Source organism: Geomonas diazotrophica, assembly GCF_018919385.1.
GTDB lineage: Bacteria > Desulfobacterota > Desulfuromonadia > Geobacterales > Geobacteraceae > Geomonas > Geomonas diazotrophica.
On sequence record NZ_JAHLMF010000011.1, the window covers coordinates 80,805 to 98,763 of the forward strand.

Here is a 17,959-nt window from a genome sequence, read left to right on the forward strand (position 1 = left end):
AACAGGAGGTTACCTTTACCCTTAAATTAAATTTTTTTCAAGTTATTTTCTTAAAAAAAATTAACATCCGTAAAGAGGGTGTCAGAGCGGCATGGTCTCCACCCTGTTGCGGCCGTTCTGCTTGGCGCGGTAGAGCGCCTCGTCGGCTTGGCGGAACAGAGAGTCGATGTTGTCGACGTGAGGGGACGGGTAGGTGGATACCCCGGCGCTGATGGTGACCGTGAGGTCTTGCAGGGGTGGCGGGAAGGTGAAATCGAGCACGGCCTGCCGCAGGCGGTCGGCGGCAACCACCCCACCCTCGAGCGAGGTGCCGGGGTAGACGACGACGAACTCTTCGCCGCCGTAGCGCGCGGCGCTATCGTAGGCGCGCATCTGCTGCTGCACCACGTTGGCCACGGAAGCAAGGACTATGTCGCCGTTTTGGTGGCCATAGGTGTCGTTGACCTGCTTGAAGAAGTCGATGTCTACGATGACCAGGGAAAGGTTTTCGCGGTTGCGTCTGGCCCTGAAGAACTCCGCCTCCAGCACCTCGGCCAGGTAGCGCCGGTTGAAGAGCCCGGTGAGGTGGTCGACGTTGGTGAGACGCTTGAGCTGCTCATTGGCCTTTTTGAGCTCGTCCTGCAGGGACTTGATCTTGAGCTGCACCTTGACGCGCGCCACCAGTTCGCCGGCGTCGAAGGGCTTGGTGAGGTAGTCGCTGGCGCCCTGTTCGAGACCCTTGATCTTGGAGTTGAAGTCCTGCTTGCCGGTCAGCATGATGATGGGAAGACCCTGCAGGTCGGGGCGCGAGGCTACCAGTTGCAGGAACTTGTACCCGTCCATGCGCGGCATCTCGACGTCGCAGATCACCAGGTCGGCCTTGGAGTCGATGAGGGTCTTGAAACCTTCCATCCCGTCCTTCGCTTCCCGGTACTCTTCGAAAAGCCCGACATCCTGCAGGGTCCGTATCACCTGCTCACGAATAGCGGCCGAGTCATCGATCACGAGTGCGCAACTGGACATGAGGTCTCCCATCGGTATAACTCAAACGGCTGCCGGCAGTGCCAACCACGCGCATCGGTCGCCCCGGCGCCGGCGCCGCCGGCAGGGGTGATGAGGTGGCAGCAACCGTGCGGCTTTCCGCGTCATGAATTGCGGAATGGCTTGATGAAAAAGTAGATGATCAGCAGGAACGGAACGGAAGAAAAAGCCGCCTCAAGGTTCCCTTTGAAAAGCTGCCAGGTGCCGAAACTTATCACTGCGATGGTAAATATAAAAAGCAATACTGCTGCGGTCTTTTTCATAGCGGGATAGTTACTAAAGTTTCAGGTGCTTGTCCAGTCATTTCAGATCGGCAGTTGCACAAGCGGGTTCTGCCGTGACTGCTGGTCAGGGCGTGTTCCAGTCCCAGCAGAATTTGAGTTCGTCCTCGGTTACGAAGAGTTCGCAGCAGGTCTTCTGGAAGGCGGCCTGGTTGGCTGCGCTATCCACCTCCTCCTGCACGGTCGCCTCGATCACGGAGTCGGGAAGATCGAGGTTCTTCTCGAACGCCCCTTCCACGAGCCCCGGGCGCCACCCCGCCTCCTTGAGCCGGATCTTGAACAACCCGATGTGAATGCTGTTGTTGACGCCGTAATCGACCAGCAGGAGCACATTCTTGGCCATGTCACACCCCCCTTTATGAGCCAGCGGCTTTGCCAGAGAGTCCGCGAACCGTTCTAGATTACCACAAAAGCTCCCTATCAGACTGGAACTCCAGCAATTCCCCGCTGACGGGATCCCTGAAGCGCAGCCGATGTGCCAGAAGTTGCAACGGCCTTTCGAAGTCATCCGGCTGCCGCGGCTGCAGTTGAGGGTAGAGCCTGTCGTTAAGGATCGGCACGCCCAGCGAGCTCAGGTGCACCCGCAGTTGGTGGGTCTTCCCGGTGAGCGGGCTAAGCCAGAACAGGGAGCGGCCCTCCCGCTCCTCGAGCAGCCGGATCTGCGAGCGCGCGTTGGGAACACCCGGTTCGGTGCCCATCACGAACCAGGGATCCCCCGGCACCAGCCTGCTCTCCACGAGCCAACTCTCCCTGCCGTCGGGCACCCGCCCCATGCCGACCGCCCGGTACTCCTTCTCGATGCGGCCGTCCCTGAACAGCCCGCAGTAGCGGCCGCGCGTCTTCGGGTTCACCGAGAAGAGCACGAGTCCGGCCGTTTCCCGGTCGATCCGGTGCAGCGGCACCAGATGGTGGATGCCGGTCCGCTCCCGGAGTCGGTGCAAGAGGCTTTGGTTCAGGTAGGCACCACCGGGGGTAACCGGCAGGAAATGAGGCTTGCACGCGACCAGCAGTTCGTCGTTTTGAAACAGGATCCGTTCCGGGAAAGGAATCACCCTCTCCTCGTCCATCTCCCTGAAGTAGAAGACCCGCTTCTGGGGAGCGTATGGCGTGCTGCTGTCGACTGGCGCCCCGTCCTCGCCAAGCACCTTTCCCTGGGCGACGCGCGCCTCCCACACCTCCCGGGGAATCCTCGGGAAACGGTCCACCAGAAACGCCAGCACGGTGGGATAAGGCTCTTCGAGCCTGGGCATGGTCACCTTGGCCGGGTACAGCGAGATCGACATGGCGGGCCTTTCGAAAGGGGTGGCAGGCGTTGCGAGAGGCAACGGGCTGTGGCCGAGAAACCGGCACCGACGGCAGGATAGCACGGACCGGCCGTGCAGGCAATCGCGCCGCCCACCCGCCGCGGACGTAGGGGATGCGGCGGCGGGGACAAAAAAAGAGGGGCAACCCGTCGATTGCCCCTAGTGTTGGACGGCCGGCAGAAAGGGCCGATCACAAACCGGTGCAGGCGCTCAAGCGCCTGTTGCTGCTGTGAGCACATGTTTTATTCTCAACGCACCTAACGAACACAAGCTCACGCTTTGGATGCTGCGAGGGACCGTCGACCCCCCGGCAGTCGTCCGTTGTCCGACACATCTTCTCTGTTGCTGCCTCATTTGATACACCAAAAACAGTGTTTTGTAAACGAGCATTTTGTATGACAGGCTTTTCACTCTCGCGGGGGTCCCCTGCCGGAAAGCGATTGACACTCAGAACGCCATGTTCTAGATTAGCTGGGAATTTATCTACCACCGAGAGGTTTTCATGGACATGATCAAGGACGGCGAAGAGATAACCTCGATCGGGGACGTCGCCGCTGCGCTTGGCCTCACCACCAGGACCATCCGCTATTGGGAGGAAGTCGGCATCATCGAAAGCGTCCCGAGAAGCGACGGCGCTACGCGCGGCTTCACCCCGTACTACGTGCGCCGCATCAAGTTCATCATCAAGCTCAAGGAACTGGGGCTCACCATCAAGGAGATGCAGGACCTCTACGCCGCGTACGGCGAGGCCAAGCAGACCGAACGCATGGTGCCGCGGCTGGTGGAAATCCTGGACGAGCACATCGAGAAGATCGACGAAAAGATGGCCAAGCTCGCCTCGCTGCGCAGCGAAATCGTCAGCTACCGGCAGCACATGGTCAACAAGTTCGGCGCCTCCCAAGCCAGCGGCGCCTGACGGCGCCGCCCCTTCGACCCTTTGCGCCCCTCACCGACGGCGCAAGGCGCACCCTTGAGCGCACACCCCACATGAGATTCACAGCAGACCTGCACATCCACTCCCGTTTCTCCAGGGCGACCAGCCGCGACCTGAATCTCGACCAACTCTGGCGCTGGGCGCAGTTGAAGGGGATCCGGGTGGTCGGCACCGGCGACTGCACCCACCCCGGCTGGCTCGCCGAACTGGAGCAGGAGCTGGTCCCCGCCGAGAACGGGTTACTGCGCCTGCGCCGTGAGCCTCCCGACGGCCAGGTGCCGGATAGCTGCCGCGCCCCGGTTTCCTTCCTGCTCAGCGGCGAAATCAGCTGCATCTACCGCAAGGGTGGACGCACCAGGAAGGTACACTGCCTGGTACTGCTCCCCGACTTCGAAGCGGCGCACCGGCTGAACCTGGCACTCTCCCGCGTCGGCACCCTTGCCTCCGACGGCAGGCCGATCCTGAAGCTCGACGCCAAGGACCTCCTGGCCATGGTGCTCCAGGCCTCCCCCCGCGCGCTCCTCGTTCCCGCCCACGCCTGGACCCCCCACTTCTCCATCTTCGGCGCCTGTTCCGGTTTCGAGTCCCTGCAGGAGTGCTTCGAGGAGCTCGCCCCCGAGGTCCACGCCATCGAGACCGGCCTCTCCTCCGATCCGGCCATGAACTGGCGGCTGTCGGTCCTGGACGGCATCACGCTCATCTCCAACTCGGACGCGCACTCGGCCAGTAAGCTCGGACGCGAGGCGACCCTTTTCGACGCGGGGCTTTGCTACCAGGGGATCTACCAGGCCATAGTCGGCGGGAAGGGAGTGGCGGGCACCATCGAATTTTTCCCGGAACAGGGGAAGTATCACGCCGACGGCCACAGATGCTGCGGGGTGAGGCTCTCGCCTGAGCAGACCATCGCGCACGGGTACCGCTGTCCTACCTGCGGCGGAAAGCTCACGGTGGGGGTGCTGCACCGGGTGGAACTGCTGGCGGACCGCGCGGCAGGGGCGAGGCCTGAGCAGGCCCCCCCCTTCTGGTCGGTGATACCGCTCATCGATCTGATCGGGGGGGCGCTACGGGTGGGGAGTTCCAGCAAGAAGGCAGAGACGCTCTACTTCGAGCTCCTCGAGCGGTTGGGGAACGAGTTCCACATCCTGCTCGATGCCTCCTTGAACGAAATAGCCGCCAGGTCGACGGCGACTCTGGCGGCGGGTATCGGCAGGATGCGTGCGGGTGAGGTGGAGATCGAACCGGGTTATGACGGCAAGTTCGGCACCGTCTCGGTCTCCGCTTCGGAAGAGGATACTACTTGAGCAGCTCGTCCAGGCGGTTCACGTCGGCGCCCACCACCATCTGGCCGTTGATGAAAAAGGTGGGGGTTCCGGTGACGCCGGCCTTCTTGGCCAGCTCCATGTGCTCCTGGGCCAGCCGCTTGATCTCAGGGGAGGCGGGCTTGGCGTTGGCCGGGATCTCCTGCCCCAGCATCATGGCGTCGTAGGCCTGGACCTTGTTCTCGGCCGAGAGGATGTACTCGATCTTGGTGATCGCCCCCGGATGGGCCAGCGGCGCGAAGAAGATGTACTGGGTCACGTCGGTCCTCTTGGTGAAATACTCGGCGCCCCTGCGGCAGAAGGGGCAGTCCGGGTCGGTGAACTCGATGACCACCTTCTTGCCGTCGCCTATCTTGAGCGCCTTGTCCAGCGGCAGGTCCTTGGCCACTTTGGCCATCATGGCCCCTTTGCGCTCGGCGGTGCGGCTCTTCAAGTCCTTGCCCACGATCTCGCCGGTCAGCACCAGCTCCTTGTCCGGGTAGTAGTAAAAGATGCGCTGCCCGGTGACGACTTCGTACAGCCCGGGGATCTCCGTCGGCGTCATGCTGTCGAAGGGAACCTGGGGGAATGCGTTGCGGAAAGACTCCTCCGGTTTGACCGGGGGTGCGGCGAACGAGGTGACCGCCAGGGCGAGCAGAACGCACGCGGTGAAAAGAGCTGTGTAAATCCTTCTAAACGACATGGGCGCCTCCAGAGATCAGTTTGAAGCCCCGCCCTGCGGGACAGCGGTAACTATAGCATAGGTTCGCCGCAAACGGCGCCTGAATAATGAGAGTTTGTTCTAAAAAACGGTGCCGAAGGCGGCCACCGCCGCACCAAGGACTCCGGCGTCGTCCCCCAGTTCCCCCGGCGCGACACGCACCCGGCCGCCGGAAAAGGAAAAGGTCCGTGAAACCAGTTCCCGGCGCAGGGCGGGCGCCAGCAGGTCGAAGCTCTGCGCCACCCCGCCGCACAGGATGACCGCCTCCAGGTTCAACAAATTCACCACGCCCGCTGCGGCGATGCCGAGATAACGCCCCGCTTCGGCAAAAGCCGCCAGCGCCGCGGCATCCCCCAGCCGTGCCCGGCGGGCAACCGCGGCGGCATCCTCCCCATCCCGGGCGATGGCCCCAGCGGAGGCGTACTGTTCCAGGCAGCCCCGGCTGCCGCAGCCGCAGGGCCGCCCCTCCGGTTCCACCGGGATGTGACCGAACTCCCCCGCCGCACCGTCGACCCCGGTCCAGAGTTTACCGTCCAGGATCAGCCCAGAGCCGACCCCCGTCCCTATGGTGAGGGCGATGAGGGAGCGGTAGCCCCGTCCCGCGCCGTAGCCCTGTTCTCCCAGGGCGCAGGCGTTGGCATCGTTGAGCACCGCGACCGGCATCCCGGTCGCCACGAAAAGCTCCCGGGCCAGGGGCACCCCCTCGAGAGCCGGGACGTTGACGCTGGCGCGGACCACACCGTCGCTGCAGACCAGACCGGGAACCCCGACGGCGAGTGCGGCGAGGGGGGCCCCGATGCGGGCGGCCTCCTCCTGCAACCGCTCGACCCGCGACAAAAGCCGACGGAGCAGGGAGTCGAGCCCGGCCGCCGGCAGGGTCGGCTCCGCGCTGCGCGCCAGCACCCTCCCCTGCCGGTCCACCAGGGCAAACCTCAGGTTGCTCCCGCCGAGATCCACGCCGATACACAGTTCGCGCCTCACGCCCCCTCCGCTTTGGGGAAGAAGGGGAGCAGCCGGTCGTAGGTCACCAGCAGGGCCTCGGGAAGCACCCGAAGATCCGCCACCACCGACATGAAGTTGCTGTCGCCGTTCCAGCGCGGCACCACGTGCAGGTGGAGGTGGTCGATGACGCCTGCTCCGGCCGCCTTGCCCAGGTTCAGCCCGACATTGAAGCCGTCGGGACGGCTGGCGCGGGTCAGCACCTCCTTGCACAGGGCCACGGTACGGAAGAGCTCCTGCATCTCTTCGCCGGAAAGCTCGTTCAGCTCCGCGGTGTGACGGTGCAGGGAAACCAGCAGGTGGCCGTTGCAGTACGGGTAGCGGTTCAGCATGACGCGGGCCAGCGGGGTCCGGTGGATGATCAGAAGCTCCCGGTCGTCCCCCTCGGTGCAGAAGATGCAGCCCGGCGCCGGCGGCTGCGTCAGGTACTCCATCCTCCAGGGCGCCCAAAGCCTGTCCATGACATCCTCCCCACTCGTTTCCTGTTATAGCCGCGAAGATTATCAACCAGATTGTCTCAATTTACAACCACGACCTGACATTGCAAGAAAGGAGCAGCGGCTTGGGCAGGAAATGAGATCGATCTGGCAGCAAGGCCGGAGATTGATCAGGCGAGGCGACATGCTATAATTTCGCATCCCCTTCTACAACTTCCGTTTTCTGACGAACCTCGATGTGGCAGCACTGTTTCCATCTTTTGCACGCACATGTCGCTCCAGCCGTATTTCCAGTCCGATAGCTCGCCGTCACCACCTGTTTCGAGGAGGAAATCATGACGAAGAAGATAGACGCGCTCGAATATCACGCCAGCGGCCGCAAGGGAAAGATCGAAGTGGTCTCCTCCAAGCCCTGCCTGACCTCCCTCGACCTGTCCCTCGCCTACACGCCGGGAGTCGCCGAGCCCTGCCTCGCCATCGAGCAGAGGCCCTCGGACGCATATCTCTACACGGCCAAGGGGAACCTGGTCGCGGTCGTTTCCAACGGCACGGCCGTACTGGGGCTGGGCAACATCGGGGCCCTGGCCGGCAAGCCGGTCATGGAGGGGAAAGGGGTCCTCTTCAAGCGCTTCGCCGACGTCGACGTCTTCGACCTCGAGGTGAAGTCGGAGGACCCGGACGACGTGATCAAGGTGGTGCAGCTTCTGGAGCCGACCTTCGGCGGCATCAACCTCGAGGACATCAAGGCGCCGGAATGCTTCTACATCGAGGAAGAGCTGAAAAAAACCATGAACATCCCGGTGTTCCACGACGACCAGCACGGCACGGCCATCATCTGCTCGGCGGCGCTCATAAACGCGCTGCAGCTGGTGGGAAAGAGAATCGAGCAGGCGCGCATCGTGGTGAACGGGGCCGGCGCCGCCGGCGTCGCCTGCGCCAACCTGGCCATATCGCTCAGGGCGAATCCGGAAAACCTCTGCATGTGCGACACCAAGGGGGTGATCTACAAGGGAAGGAGCGAGGGGATGAACCCCTACAAGGAGCGCCTCGCGCTGGACACGGATCTGCGCACCCTGGAGGAGGCGATGCGCGGCGCCGACGTCTTCATCGGCGTCTCGGCCAAGGGGGCGGTGACCCCGCAGATGGTGCGGGAGATGGCCAAGGATCCCATCATCATGGCCATGGCCAACCCGGACCCGGAGATCACCCCGGAAGAGGCGCTCTCGGTCCGCTCCGACGTGATCATGGCCACCGGCAGGAGCGACTACCCGAACCAGGTGAACAACGTGCTCGGCTTCCCCTTCATCTTCAGGGGCGCCCTCGACGTCAGGGCCAGCACCATCAACGAGGAGATGAAGAAGGCGGCGGTGTTCGCCCTGGCGCAGCTGGCGCAGGAGGAGTGCCCGGACTCGGTCTGCCGCGCCTACGGCAACGAGAGTTTCTCCTTCGGGCGCAACTACATCATCCCCAAGCCGTTCGACCCGCGTGCCCTTTTGCGGGTGGCACCGGCCGTGGCCAGGGCGGCCATGAAAAGCGGCGTGGCCCGCACCCCCATCGAGGACATGGACCGCTACGTCGAGTGGCTGGAGACGCTGCAGGGGCGCGCCAAGGAGACCATGCGCGCCATCATCAACAAGGCCAAGTGCGATCCGAAGAAAATCGTCTTCCCCGAGGGGGACAACGAGAAGATCCTCAAGGCGGCCTACCACCTGGTGGAGGAAGGGATCGCCAAGCCGATACTGATCGGCAACCGGAACAAGGTGCTGGAGAAGATGTCCGAGTTGGGAATGGAGCTGAACGTCACCATCGTCGATCCTGAGGACTCCGAGCTCACCGAAGCCTACGCCCAGGAACTGTACCGCCTGAGGCAGCGCAAGGGGATCACGCTCTCCGAGGCGCAGCGCATCGTGCGCCGCAAGTCGCGCAACCACTTCGGCTCCATGATGGTGCACATGGGGGACGCCGACGCCCTCCTGGGAGGTATCGACACCCACTACCCGGACACCATCAGGCCGGCGCTGGAGGTGATCGGCAGGCAGCCGCAGCTGTCCGGCGTGCACGGCATGTACATGATGGTATTCAAGAAGGGGATCTACTTCATGGCCGACACCACGGTGGAGATCGAGCCGACCGCGGAGGAACTGGCGGAGACCGCACTCCTGGCGGCGGAAAAGGTGCAGTTGCTGGACATCGTGCCGAGGATCGCCATGCTCTCCTTCGCCAACTTCGGGTCGGTGAATCACGCGCTGACCCAGAAGGTGAAGCGTGCGGTGGAGATCGTGAAGGAAAGGGCGCCCGAGCTGGAGATAGACGGGGAGATGCAGGCGGACACGGCGGTGACGCCGGAGCTTCTCGCCAACTACACCTTCTCCACCCTGACCGGCCCCGCCAACATCCTGATCTTCCCGGACCTGAACTCGGGGAACATCTGCTACAAGCTGTTGCACCGCTTGGGAGGCGCCGAGGCGATCGGGCCGCTGTTAATGGGGATGAAGAAACCGGTGCACGTGCTGCAAAGAGGCGACGACGTCGCCACCATCGTCAACATGGCCGCCATCGCCGTGGTGGATGCCCAGAGCATGTAGCGGGACAGCACCGGGTTGCCGGCCAGAGCTCCCCCTTCCTTGACGGGGGGGAGTGTTGCGAACGAACACAAAAGGGACCTTTCCGGGTCCCTTTGCTTTTTCCGTAAACGTCTTTCTTTGGTTGCCAGGGCCGTCGCTAATTTGCTATACATGACGGACACTAACCACGCGGCACGCCCCGCTTTCGGGGCCGGAGAAGGACGGGCAACAGACATGCAAGACGCGTTAGATCCGCTCGAGGAAGAGGAATACCCCACCAGCCTCAACAGGCAGTTGCTCACCGGGCTCGCGGTCTCGCTGGTTTTGCACCTGGTCTGCGCCGCGCTCCTTCTGGGCATCCCGGGAGGGGGTGAGCCGGCGCGCCCCGCCGTGACCTACGTCGACCTCAACACCATCCCCGCACCCGTCCCGGCCGCCCCCGCGGTCCAGCCCCAGCCTCAGCCAGAACCCGACCCGGAACAGGCCGAGGAAGAGGCTGAGCCGCTGCCGCCAACCCCTCCGCCACAGCAGGTGCAGGCCGCGCAGCCCGCCGCCCCCGCGCCGCAGCCCGCGAAAACCCAGACGGCCGCCGAGGAACGCTCCCACACCACCTTCGGGATGGGGCTCACCAAGGGATACTTCAGGACGCTAAGCGACGGCGAGACGCTCCGCCCGGAGATCAAGGAGTACTACATCAGGCTGCTGCAGGGGGTCAACGAGAAGTGGTGGTTGGAACAAAAGGATCAGAAGGTGGCGCCGATCGTGGTGAACATCACCATCACCCGTAGCGGCGAGATCATCGGCAGCACCATTTTGGAAAGTTCGGGAAACATCGTCTACGACCGGGCCGTGCAGAAGACGCTGGAATCGGCCGGTCCGCTTCCCCCGGTCCCCCCCGACTACATCGGGGACTTCTTCCAGGCGCCGGTTCGCCTGGTCCCACCGCTCAACCTCTTATCCTGGTAGGGGTCAGGCCCCCTCTTCCAGCTCCAGGTCGATGATATCCGGGACCTCCTCGCCCGAGAGGGCGGAGAGCCTGCTGGAAGCATCCTGGTAGGCGGGATTGGCGCGCATCACCTCCCGGTACAGCTCGATCGCCTTTTCCACCGCGCCGCTTCCCTCCGCAAGCACGGCCAGCTCGTAGTTGAGACAGGTCCGCTCGTCCTTGGAGATCACGTCCAGGTCCAGCCCGCGCCGCAAGAGTTCCTCGGCCTTGGCCGGCTCCCCCTTGTCGCGGTAGCAGATCGCCTGCAGGGTGAGGCAGTCGAAACGGCGCTGCGGGTTCGCCGCGGCGATCTCGAACTCCTTGATGGCACCGGCGTACATCCCCATCTCCTTGTAGCCGATCCCCAGATCGTAATGCGACTCCAGCTCCTCGAGGTCGAGGTCGGCGGCGCCGGCCTCCGCTTGCGGGAAGATCTCCTCCCAGCCGCGCGGCTGGACCTGCTCCGGGGCGGTTAACGCTTCCGCCCCCGGAGACGTCTCCGCCTCCAGATCAATCTCAGCGACCGGCTCCAGCTCCAGCTCGACCTCCTCGATCTCGGTCGGTTCCGCGGCTTGCTCGGGTTCGGCGGGCTCTTGCGGCAGTTCCGCCTCTTCTTCCCAGGAGAATTCGCCGATGGGGGTTTCCTGGTCCGGCAGGGTCAACTCCAGCTCCCCTCCCTGCTCCAGGTCGAGCTCGACCACCGAAGCGGTGGCCTCTTCCGGCTCGGCCTCCTCCAGTTCCTCCTCGACCTCGTCGAAGTTCAGCTCCAGCGAGAAATCGAGCGGGAGCTCCACCTCGGCCGCTGGCGGGGCTGCGGGCTCCGGCGACGGCTGGGGAGCCTCGACGACGGCCGCCGCTTCGGGAGCCGGTGCCGCTTCGAAGAGATCATCGTCCAGGTCGAGTTCGATTTCCTCTTCCCAGGCTATGGAGCCCGCCGTCTCGGCGTCTTCCTCTTCGGTGTCCCACGGGGCAGGGGCCTCGTAGGAGGCCGGGGATGCCGCCACGGGTGCGGGTTCGGGGTGCGGCGTCGCGGCGGGCGCCGCGAAGGGGTCGGGGAGCTCAGCCGCGGGAGCGTCCCAGTCCGGGAGCACCGGCTCCTCGACGGGAGCCTCCCAGTGGGCCGCCGGCGCCTGTACTCCGGGCACCTCCTCACCTGACTCAAAGCCGGTCAGGGAAAGCCCTTCATTTTCAGACAGAGGTGCCGGCTGGGCCTCTTCCTGTTCCGGGAAGAGCTCGTGGGCACGCGCGGCGACCGAGGCTGCCTGGTCCGCAAGGCCGCGGCTGCGCAATCCGGCAGCCAGAGCGGCAAAGGCCTCCCTGGACTGCTCCTGTGCACCGGTCGCATAGAGCAGTTCCGCATACTTCAGCTTGGTGGCGGCGTGCTCGGCGTCTACGCCCAGCATCTTTTCCACCACTTTGAGAACCTCTTTCAAGGCTCCTTCTTTCTCGTACTGCGCCGCCACCTGACTGTATTCGGCCATCGCGTTGCCGATCAGCCCCTGCTGGTGATTGAGGTGGGCGATGGTGAGCGCGGTGGCGAGATTGCCGGGGTTGAGACGCTGGATCTGCTTGTAGATGGCGATCGCCTTGAGGAAATAGCCGTTGTCGGCGTAGTGCTTGCCGATGTCCTCGTACTGCTGGATCGCCTCATCCTTGCGGTTGTCGCGCACGAGGAGCTCGGCCAGGCGCTGGCGATAGCGGATGTCGTTGGGCTCCATGGCCACCACCTGCTGGTAGTCCTTGATTGCCTTGTCGATCTGCCCCTTCAGCACGAACCGCTGTGCACTTTCCAGAATTTTTTCTTTTTTGGAAGCCAAGTTATCGCCTCGTAACCCCTGAAAATACGGAAAGCTAAAACTAAATCAAAGCCGGTCCCGTGTCAAGGACGATCCTGGGATGCTTCCCGGACGATTTCCTCGAGCTCTGCCGCCTCGGCGCGGCTCAGGGGACGGTCGCGGTAGACGGCGGAGCCGTACACGGCGACGAACCGGGCCAGGTGCCGGTCGTGCAGCCGGGCGGAGAGCTCGAAGAGCCCTTCGTTCCCGCTTATCTCGCCGGGATAGCGCTTGGCCAGCAGGCGGAGCATGCGCCGTAAAAGACGCGCCTCGACGGTGGGGGGGCGCCGCCTGCGCCAGAAAACCCAAAGCAGCAGCGGCGCCAGCGCCGCCAGGGCCAGGAGCATCCCCCTCCCTAACCAGGGAGGCAACCGCAGGTTGCGGGCCTTGCTCCCGGCATTTCGCACCAAGGCCATCTGTTTGTCAAGGTCATAGGTGACCACGGCCTTGTCCCAGTAGAACCCGACCATGTCGAGGTACATGGCAACGCCCCGCGCCTGCGTGCTCCGCACCGTCCCCAGGGCCCAGGCGCTCGGGTCCACCGTCCGCCACCCCACCCCGTCCAGGTAGGCCTCCACCCAGACGTGCGCCATGTCCTCGGTGACCAGGTAGTACCCCCCCATGGCGTTGTAGGTCCCGCCGCGGTACCCCCCGACCAGGCGCGAGGGAACCCCGGCCAGGCGCAGCAGTATGGCGTAGCAGGAGGCGAAGTACTCGCAGTTGCCGCGCTTCTTCTCGAAGAGGAAGGAGTCGAGCGGGTCCCCCCCCACCGGGAGGCCGGTATTGGCGTAGGTGATGCGCTGCCCCCGGAAAAATGCCTCAAGGGTCCTCATCTTGTCGACGGCGCTGCGCCCGGACTGCGCCACGTCCCGCCCCTGCGAGCGGATGCGCTCGGAGATGTGTGCCGGAAGCCTCAGGTAGAACTCGCGGTCGATGCGCGGCACCGTGACGGTGTCGGCGAGAGCGGAGTCGGCCAGGTACCTGACCTTCTGGTCCAAGGGGCGGCGCGCCTGGAAGACGCCGTCACTGGCGGGCTCGTTGCGAAGCCCGGTGATGGAGCGCGTCACGTTGAGAGCCGGGAGGTAGGGGTTGTCGGAGCGCTCCGGGTAGATCTCCTGGAGCACCACTTCCCCCCTGACCCGCGCCGGGGCATCCTGCGGCACGGGCTCCCGCACCCACGCCTCACCCTTGAAAGCGTTCAGCACCACCGCGCGCCAGTAGAGCCTCTGCTCCGGCACCCTCGGGGTGACCGCGCGCAGCACGACCCCTTTCACCTCCGCGACTGCGGGGGCGGTCCCCGGCTGCACCGTGTCGGAGAAGCCGGTCTTCTTGCCGACCGGGGGGTTCATGAAGTTCCAGATCGGGAACTGGGTCCTGGGGAGAAAGAAGAAGAACAAGAGGAGCAGCGGCAGCGAGGCAACCGGGATGAGCGCGGCGACGCCCAGCACCCTCTTCGCCTCTTTTCGGGAGAGGACGCTGGCCGGGTCGTCGGCATGGAAGGTCAGAAGCACCAGGGCCACCGCCAGCAGGAGCAGCAGGGAGAAGAGGTAGGCCAGGAACAGGGCGGAGATCTCGTAGAGCGAGGAGGCGGACAGGCAGAACAGCGCCAGCGCGAAGGCCTGCAGGTAGTTGCGCCCGGTCCGCTCGCCGAGGAGCCTCACGCCGAGAAAGACCACCAAGAGGTCTGCGGTCACCGGGACCAGGCGGCTCAGGGAAAACCCCGAGGCGAGGTACGCAAAGAGCAGTATCGACGCCGGCGTCAGCACCCGCGGCGGCAGGGCGCGCCCCCGCACCTGGAGGAAGGCGGCCAGGGCGAGAGCCGCCGGGAAGAAAAAGCGCGCGAAGGGATCGAGGTAGGCCTGCAGCGGCAGGTATCCGATCAGCGCGACGCAGGCGGTGAGCCCGCTCAACAGGAGGTCAATCTTTACCATAGCCGGCAAGCTCCGTGAGCAGTCTGAGCCGATGGGCCCTCGTATTGGCCGGGGAGATCACCCGCGCCCCAAGCTTCAGGCCAACCGGGCGCCCACCCTTGATGAGGCGGTTCACCAGGAAACTGCAGAAGGAAAGGCGCTGTTCCAGGTCGCGCCCCGGGACCAGGTCCAGGTCGAGTAGCAGCGGCTCGGCGGCCGTGGCCGTCAGTTCCTTCACCTTGAGCACCTCGTGCTTGGCGGAGAGGCGCCAGTGGATCAGCTTCAGGGGCTCTCCGCCACGGTAGTCGGAGATCTTGGCCAGCTCCCCGTCGTAACCGGCGACAGCCACGGAAGCGGCCTCCCCGGCGTCCGGCTTCCCGCCGGGAGCCGGCACCGTCAGCGCACGCGGCGCGGGGAACACGGTGCAACGCTCGGCAACGGGGAGCGCGGCGGCACGGACGAAGAAGTTCACCGGAAAGGGGGAACTCACCGATGCCGTAAGCGGCTGCAGGGGGCCACGCACCGGGAAGCAAAGCAGCAGCGAACCCGACTGCGGCCGATCTTTCTCGATCAGCAGGAAGGTGGTGGAACTCCCCGAGAGGGTGACCCGGATCAGGAAGGAAGGGAGGAACTTCTTGGCGTTGGCCAGGGTGACGGAGACGAAGGTTTCGCCGCCGGCATATACCTCGTCGGGCAGATGCACGCTGAGTGCGAGCCCACGGATGTTGAGCCACCCCAGGACCCCCGTGGTCGCCATGAAAGCGAGCATGGCGGCGACGATGAGAAAGAGGAGGTTGTTGCCGGTGTTGACCGCGGACACCCCCAAGAGCAGCGTCGAGGCGACGTACAGCCCGCCCCCCTTGGTGAGCCTTATGTGAGCGGGAGAGGGATCTCCTTTAAGATCGCGTTTAATACGTGCTCCTTGTCCACCCCTTCGTGCTCAGGGCGGAAGATGAGGCGATGCGGGCAGACGGCATGGACCACGTCCCTGACGTCCTCGGGCGCCACGAAGTCGCGGCCGTGCAGGTAGGCGGCCGCCTTGGCGGCATCCACCATGCCGATGCCGCCGCGGGTGGAGAGACCTGCCTGGATCAGCGGGTGGTTGCGGGTCGCCTTGATGATGGCGTAGACGTAGTCGGTCACCTTCTCGCCGACGTACACCTCGCTCTTGACGGTCCTTATGGCGGTCACCAAGTCGTCGATCCGTACCAGAGCCGGAATCTGCAGGATCTCGTCGCGTATGCTCCCCTGCCTCAGGATCCCCTTCTCGATCTCCTCGGGGGGGTAGCCGATGCCGGTGCGGATCAGGAAGCGGTCCATCTGCGACTCGGGGAGCGGGTAGGTCCCGACCTGCTCCACCGGGTTCTGGGTCGCCAGCACCAGGAACGGCTCGGGGAGCTGGTAGGTGACCCCCTCCACCGTGACGCGGCGCTCCTCCATCGCCTCCAGGAGCGCGCTCTGGGTCTTGGGCATGGCGCGGTTGATCTCGTCGATCAGGACGATGTTGTTGAAGATGGGGCCCCGGATGAAGTTGAAGCGTCCTTCGGTGCGGTCGAAGACGGAGAGGCCGGTGATATCGGAGGGGAGCAGGTCGCTGGTGCACTGGACCCGGCCGAAGGAGAGCCCCAGGGCGCTGGCAAAGGCAAGGGCCATGGTGGTCTTGCCCAATCCCGGGATGTCCTCCAGGAGGATATGGCCGCCGGTCAAAAGGGCCATGAGGCTCAGGCGCAAGGCCCTCACCTTTCCCTTCAGGTGCTGGCTGGAGAGCTCTTCCAACACCGCGTTCATCTCGTCTACCTTGGCTAGCCTCTGCACGTGGGAAACCTCCTGGGGGGATGCCACAGCCACTCATTATAACGGCCACCCCGTGAAAAGGAAAGGGCGCCCGGAACGGGCGCCCTTAACTTCTGTCGTTATGTTCCTGTCGTCATGCTCCCCTCTCCCCCCGGGAGAGGGTGGCCGCAGGCCGGGTGAGGGAAGTGACCGCGGGAAGAGCTGCGACAATCGGGAATCGGAGCAGCAGCGCCTCCGCCCCTCTCCCGAAGGTGGAGGGAGGCCGGAGGAGTACCGGCCGGGGATGGCTACAGCTGCCCCATAAACTTGTGGGTCTGCGGGATGACCCGCACCTCGCTGAGCGAGGAGCAGAGTTCCTGGAGTTCCAGGGTCCGCAGGGCATCGATGCCGATGCTCCCGTCGGCGCGGGTCATCGGCTGCAGGATGAGCGGGATGGACGGATCCACCGCGGCGATCATGGCGCAGGAGCGCTGGATCTCCCAGTCCTCGGTACCCTGGTCCACCACGATCTTGACGAAGACTTCCTTCATGGCCGCCAGCTCCAGAAAGGCGTGGTGCTGATCCCACAGCTCGGGGCAGCCGGACGAAGAGGGAAGCTTGATGTCCATGCCGATGCTGTCCAAGTGCGGGATGAGCGGCGCCAGCGCCTCGGGGAGGGTGCCGTTGGTCTCCAGGTAGATCGGAAGGAGCCTTTTCAGGACCGGCAACCATTCCTCGAGCAGCGTGCCGAAGAGAAGCGGCTCGCCCCCCGTGATGCTGATGGAGTGGTGAATCCCCGGCCAGGCGGCGGTCCAGCTTTCGATCAGCGTGGCGACGCGCTCCAGCGGGACCGGGTTGGGCACCTTGAAGAAATCGCGCCGTCCCGGGGTCAGCTCCAGCAGGCAGTCGTCGGGAACGGCGCTCATGCCGGGGGTGTCGCAGAAGCTGCAGTTCAGGTTGCAGCCGGAGAAGCGGAGGAAGACCTGGCGCAGGCCGACCAGCACCCCTTCCCCCTGGATGGAGGAAAAACATTCGACCAGGGGCGCCTGCAGTTTACTCATAGTAGCTCGCCGCCGCGAAGTCCGATTCCCAGACGGTGACCATCTCCACCTTGACCTTTTCCGAGCCGAAGATCTTGGTCAGCTCATGGTAGAGGTACCGGGCGATGTTCTCGGAGGAAGGGGAAACATCGGCGAAGGGGGCCAATTCGTTGAGGTACTTGTGGTCCAGCGTCTTCAGGAGATCGTTGGTCTCCCGCTTGAGGATCTTGAAGTCGATGCCCAGGCCCGCCTTGTCCAGCTCGTTGGTGGTGATGGAGACTTCGACTTTCCAGTTGTGGCCGTGCAGGTTTTCGCAGTCACCCTGGTAATTGATCAGATTGTGGGCCGCGGCAAACGCAGTGTGAATGGTGAGACGGAACATGCCACCCTCCCTTTTCATTATTTTCATTCCGGCCAATATATCATGAAAACCAGGCCGAGGTTAAGGTTAAGGTTTAGGGGAACCGAAAAAACCGGATCTCGACCTGAACCTCGACCTGCTTCTAGATGTTGATGCTCTCTCCCGGCGGAAGGGCCGGAGGGGGTGGCGAGGTGATCCAGGTGTAGGTGAAGACGAAGAAGAGGACGACCAGGGAGAAGAGGAGAAGGAGACTCGGAAAAAGGCGCACCCGCGGCTGTGCCCCACCGCTTTGCAAAAGCCCCAGGGCGGCAACCAGCACCCCGAAGCCCCCGAGCATCCCCGACAGGAAGAAACCGAGGAAGGTGAGGCGTGCCTCCCCCTCGATGCCGAGCCTCAACAGGGCGGAGAGCTCGCTATGAAAGAAGGTGGCGACGATCAGGGCGACGATGCCGGCGCAGATGGCTCTGATGCCGCGGCGTACCGTGGTTTTACGCATG

Annotated in this window: 17 protein-coding genes; 4 read left to right on the top strand and 13 right to left on the bottom strand. The window is 64.2% G+C overall.

Annotation, left to right across the window (positions count from 1 at the left end):
- Positions 1–81: 81 nt before the first annotated feature.
- The 3 genes from KOM00_RS13225 to KOM00_RS13235 form a co-directional block, all read right to left on the bottom strand.
- Positions 82–1,002, bottom strand: coding sequence for a diguanylate cyclase (locus KOM00_RS13225; RefSeq protein ID WP_216499412.1), 921 nt, complete (start codon positions 1,000–1,002; stop codon positions 82–84).
- Positions 1,003–1,368: 366 nt separating this feature from the next.
- Entirely contained in the window at positions 1,369–1,644 is a 276-nt protein-coding gene (locus KOM00_RS13230; RefSeq protein WP_216499413.1) for a hypothetical protein, read from the bottom strand.
- 58 nt (positions 1,645–1,702) lie between these two features.
- Positions 1,703–2,584 carry a pseudouridine synthase gene (locus tag KOM00_RS13235; RefSeq protein ID WP_216499414.1) on the bottom strand — a complete coding sequence of 294 codons (882 nt, stop codon included), beginning with the start codon at positions 2,582–2,584 and terminating at the stop codon, positions 1,703–1,705.
- Positions 2,585–3,107: 523 nt separating this feature from the next.
- Between KOM00_RS13235 and KOM00_RS13240 the strand changes: the two genes are divergently transcribed.
- Together KOM00_RS13240 and KOM00_RS13245 are read left to right on the top strand one after the other, a co-directional pair.
- On the top strand, positions 3,108–3,521 hold the full coding sequence (locus KOM00_RS13240; RefSeq protein ID WP_216499415.1) for a MerR family transcriptional regulator: 414 nt from the start codon (positions 3,108–3,110) through the stop codon (positions 3,519–3,521).
- Positions 3,522–3,592: 71 nt separating this feature from the next.
- Positions 3,593–4,840: an endonuclease Q family protein gene (locus KOM00_RS13245; RefSeq protein ID WP_216499416.1), complete on the top strand. Its 1,248-nt coding sequence runs from the start codon at positions 3,593–3,595 to the stop codon at positions 4,838–4,840.
- Here KOM00_RS13245 and KOM00_RS13250 read toward each other — a convergent pair.
- The 3 genes from KOM00_RS13250 to KOM00_RS13260 form a co-directional block, all read right to left on the bottom strand.
- Positions 4,833–5,540, bottom strand: a complete 708-nt coding sequence (locus KOM00_RS13250) for a DsbC family protein (RefSeq protein WP_216499417.1) — start codon at positions 5,538–5,540, stop codon at positions 4,833–4,835. The genes KOM00_RS13245 and KOM00_RS13250 overlap by 8 nt on opposite strands.
- 99 nt (positions 5,541–5,639) lie before the next feature.
- The gene (locus tag KOM00_RS13255; protein ID WP_216499418.1) at positions 5,640–6,539 is read right to left on the bottom strand and encodes an ROK family protein; all 900 of its coding nucleotides are present in this window, start codon (positions 6,537–6,539) and stop codon (positions 5,640–5,642) included.
- Positions 6,536–7,018: an HIT family protein gene (locus tag KOM00_RS13260; RefSeq protein ID WP_216499419.1), complete on the bottom strand. Its 483-nt coding sequence runs from the start codon at positions 7,016–7,018 to the stop codon at positions 6,536–6,538. Before KOM00_RS13260 ends, KOM00_RS13255 begins: the two co-directional genes overlap by 4 nt.
- 311 nt (positions 7,019–7,329) lie before the next feature.
- Here KOM00_RS13260 and KOM00_RS13265 point away from each other — a divergent pair, with 311 nt between their 5' ends.
- Positions 7,330–9,579 carry an NADP-dependent malic enzyme gene (locus tag KOM00_RS13265; protein ID WP_216499420.1) on the top strand — a complete coding sequence of 750 codons (2,250 nt, stop codon included), beginning with the start codon at positions 7,330–7,332 and terminating at the stop codon, positions 9,577–9,579.
- Positions 9,580–9,792: 213 nt separating this feature from the next.
- Positions 9,793–10,524 (top strand): energy transducer TonB, encoded by a 732-nt coding sequence (locus KOM00_RS13270; RefSeq protein WP_216499421.1) that lies wholly within the window; start codon positions 9,793–9,795, stop codon positions 10,522–10,524.
- A 3-nt stretch (positions 10,525–10,527) separates the two neighbouring features.
- Here the strand turns inward: KOM00_RS13270 and KOM00_RS13275 are convergent, their stop codons facing one another.
- The 7 genes from KOM00_RS13275 to KOM00_RS13305 all read right to left on the bottom strand — a co-directional run bounded on the left by KOM00_RS13275 (position 10,528) and on the right by KOM00_RS13305 (position 17,958).
- The gene (locus KOM00_RS13275) at positions 10,528–12,360 is read right to left on the bottom strand and encodes a tetratricopeptide repeat protein (protein ID WP_216499422.1); all 1,833 of its coding nucleotides are present in this window, start codon (positions 12,358–12,360) and stop codon (positions 10,528–10,530) included.
- A gap of 62 nt (positions 12,361–12,422) precedes the next feature.
- Positions 12,423–14,309, bottom strand: a complete 1,887-nt coding sequence (locus KOM00_RS13280) for a transglutaminase family protein (RefSeq protein ID WP_216499423.1) — start codon at positions 14,307–14,309, stop codon at positions 12,423–12,425.
- Positions 14,296–15,108, bottom strand: coding sequence for a DUF58 domain-containing protein (locus KOM00_RS13285; RefSeq protein ID WP_328758558.1), 813 nt, complete (start codon positions 15,106–15,108; stop codon positions 14,296–14,298). The genes KOM00_RS13280 and KOM00_RS13285 overlap by 14 nt, the downstream gene beginning before the upstream one ends.
- A gap of 50 nt (positions 15,109–15,158) precedes the next feature.
- Positions 15,159–16,076, bottom strand: coding sequence for an AAA family ATPase (locus KOM00_RS13290; RefSeq protein ID WP_216499552.1), 918 nt, complete (start codon positions 16,074–16,076; stop codon positions 15,159–15,161).
- A gap of 293 nt (positions 16,077–16,369) precedes the next feature.
- Positions 16,370–17,122, bottom strand: coding sequence for a 7-carboxy-7-deazaguanine synthase QueE (locus KOM00_RS13295; RefSeq protein ID WP_216499424.1), 753 nt, complete (start codon positions 17,120–17,122; stop codon positions 16,370–16,372).
- Positions 17,115–17,483 (bottom strand): 6-carboxytetrahydropterin synthase QueD, encoded by a 369-nt coding sequence (gene queD / locus KOM00_RS13300; RefSeq protein WP_216499425.1) that lies wholly within the window; start codon positions 17,481–17,483, stop codon positions 17,115–17,117. The genes KOM00_RS13295 and queD overlap by 8 nt, the downstream gene beginning before the upstream one ends.
- A 121-nt stretch (positions 17,484–17,604) precedes the next feature.
- Complete coding sequence (locus KOM00_RS13305; RefSeq protein ID WP_216499426.1) at positions 17,605–17,958, bottom strand: hypothetical protein; 354 nt, start codon at positions 17,956–17,958, stop codon at positions 17,605–17,607.
- Between the last annotated feature and the right edge of the window lies 1 nt (position 17,959).